Origin of the sequence: Undibacterium sp. RuRC25W (assembly GCF_049339825.1) — a bacterium.
Taxonomy (GTDB): Bacteria; Pseudomonadota; Gammaproteobacteria; order Burkholderiales; family Burkholderiaceae_D; genus Undibacterium.
Map to the genome: position 1 here is coordinate 1 of NZ_JBMPPD010000067.1, position 2,727 is coordinate 2,727.

Sequence of the window (2,727 nt, forward strand, 5' to 3'; positions counted from 1 at the left end):
TTACACAACAGGAGATTGATCACGCCATGAAAAGACTGAATAATCGACCAAGAAAAAGATTAGGATACCTTACACCCAATCAGGTATTCTTCAAAAATACGCTTGCACTTCAAAATTGAACTCGCGATCTGTTTTCAAAGGCAGAAACGTACTCAAATGCCTAACAGGTTTGTAGTCTGGATTGTGATTTTCGGGGAGATCACTACTTTTTCAGAATTGTTCTGATCGTATTCTAACGCAACCTAAAAACATCCCGATGAGCCTTATTTCTAAAAAACTTGAAGAAAATTTGGGTGGTGTTTTTCTTTGCCTGATGTCACTCCCATTGCTATGGGGGGTATCAACAGCACATCTGTATTTCATTGTTAATCCAGCGAAGTTCATCTTTTTGCACAATATTGCAGAAATATTTGCAATCGTGGTGTCAATGTTTATTTTTATTACTGGCTATCATGCGATTTTTTCTGCACGCAAAGGTGCGGTCATCATCTTGGCAATTTGTTTTTTTGACGTCGGCGCTTTAGATCTGATGCATACGTTAAGTTATGCCGGTATGCCGGAAGCAATGACAGCTAACAGCTCACAAAAGTCGATTTTTTTCTGGCTTAGTGCACGCATTGTGGCGGCGGCAGCATTGCTTTCGTACATCGTTGTCCCTGCCTATGACTTTCCATCAGTGCTCAATAAAAGAATAGCCACTGGAACGATGCTTCTATTACTCATCGTACTTGCTTATGTCGGGTTATTTAATTCGGATAGTGTGCCCAGTTTATTCATCGTTGGTAAAGGATTGACGAAATTAAAAGTCGACATCGAATGGTTTATCGTCAGCATTGACCTGATCACCTTGTTCGCAATTTGGTTTCGACAAGATCAGTTGCCAAAACGGTCTGTGATACCACTCGTCTTCGCGACCTTGCTGTCTGCGATATCGGAACTATTTTTTACGCGACTTGGTGTCATCGACAAAGATAGTGCGAATCTCATTGGTCATTTATATAAAGTTATTGCCTATCTTTATTTATTTAGAGCGACTGTCAACGAGGCTTTACATTGGCCTCTGCGCCAAAAAGAGGTTCAATTTTTCCGTGAAAACGTGATGTTAGAGGTGGCACCGTCTGGGATTTTGCTACTCAACGATAAAGGGCGGATTCTTAAGTCAAATTCAACGATGACTCGCATGACTGGCTGGCCAACGAATCTCTTAGTGGGGACGGATGTCGATGTGCTGTTGCCTGCCTATGTCAAAATACGCGACATCGCCGCTAGTAGAGAATTATCAGGCAGTGACAAGCTGATCAGCGACTTTGATTTAATTTGCCGTGATGGCAGGACGCTACCGGTTGATATTTCAATTGGTTCTTTTACTGATGAAACCAGCGTCCATACCATTGTTTATGCGCGTGATATGAGCGAGCGTAAAAAATTAGAGCATTCTTTGCGATATCAGGCGATGCATGATGAGCTAACCGGGTTACCAAACCGTCGGCAATTTCGCGAGTGGCTTGATTTGGCGATCTCTCAATCCGTTGGAAATGGTCAGAGAGTAGCACTGCTATTTCTCGACTTAGATTATTTTAAGTCCATCAATGATAGCTTCGGGCATGTAACTGGAGATGCACTATTAATCCAGGTAGCACATCGTCTTGAACATCTTATCGCATCGAAAGGTATCGTCGCGCGTTTAGGTGGCGATGAGTTTGCTATTTATCTTACTGAGATTGATAGTGCCAGTGAAGCGGTACATATCGCAAATGATTTGCTGAGTGAGTTTCTAAAGCCTTTTGATCTCGAACAACAGGAAGTCTATTCCAGCACGAGCATCGGCCTTGCTTTTTACCCTGATGATGCAAACGATAGTAATACCTTGCTGCGGTACGCTGATATGGCGATGTATCGGGCCAAGCAAGCCGGGCGCGGTACTTTTGCTTGTTTTTCTTCGGAAATGAATCTGCAGACGCATGAAGACTTAAAACTGCACACGCGCTTAAAAGCAGCGCTGGAGCAAGGCCTTCTGGACTTACATTATCAACCTCAAGTCGATGTCCATAGCGGTCGTATTGTTGGTGTTGAGGCGTTGCTGAGATGGACTGATCCGATACTTGGAATAGTTTCACCAGCTAGGATGATTCCTATTGCGGAGGCGACAGGGTTGATTTTGCCTTTATCCAAATGGGTTTTACACCGCGCTTGTCAACAAATTGCGGAATGGACTGAAGCCGGTTTTCCTTTGTGCGTCGCTGTCAATTTCTCTGCTCAACTATTCCGACAACAGGATTTAATCGATACCGTATCGATGGCGTTGAGTCAAAACCAAGCAAAGGCAGAATACTTATGCATTGAAATCACCGAATCGGTGGCAATGATGCATCCGCAAGAAGCACATCGCCAGTTGATGGCGTTAGTTGCGATGGGCTGCAGTATTGCGCTAGACGATTTTGGTACGGGTTTCTCGTCGCTCGCTTATTTAAAAACTTTACCTGTCAGTAAGCTCAAAATTGATAAAACGCGAGTTCAATTTTGAAGTGCAAGCGTATTTTTGAAGAATACCTGATTGGGTGTAAGGTATCCTAATCTTTTTCTTGGTCGATTATTCAGTCTTTTCTTGGTCGATTATTCAGTCTTTTCATGGCGTGATCAATCTCCTGTTGTGTAATCGTGGTGAAATCTCTGTTCTTCGGAAAGTATTGCCTAATCAATCCATTCGTGTTTTCGTTCGTTCCTCGC

Annotated in this window: 1 protein-coding gene and 2 pseudogenes; 2 read left to right on the forward strand and 1 reads right to left on the reverse strand. The window is 43.2% G+C overall.

All coding sequences use genetic code 11. The features are described 5' to 3' along the window. Together ACO0KV_RS18270 and ACO0KV_RS18275 are read left to right on the forward strand one after the other, a co-directional pair. A pseudogene (locus tag ACO0KV_RS18270) lies at positions 1–119 on the forward strand (IS30 family transposase); the annotation flags it as partial. A gap of 137 nt (positions 120–256) precedes the next feature. After that, positions 257–2,524, forward strand: coding sequence for a bifunctional diguanylate cyclase/phosphodiesterase (locus tag ACO0KV_RS18275; protein ID WP_423044573.1), 2,268 nt, complete (start codon positions 257–259; stop codon positions 2,522–2,524). Here the strand turns inward: ACO0KV_RS18275 and ACO0KV_RS18280 are convergent. After that, a pseudogene (locus ACO0KV_RS18280) lies at positions 2,515–2,727 on the reverse strand (transposase); the annotation flags it as partial. The gene ACO0KV_RS18275 and the pseudogene ACO0KV_RS18280 overlap by 10 nt on opposite strands.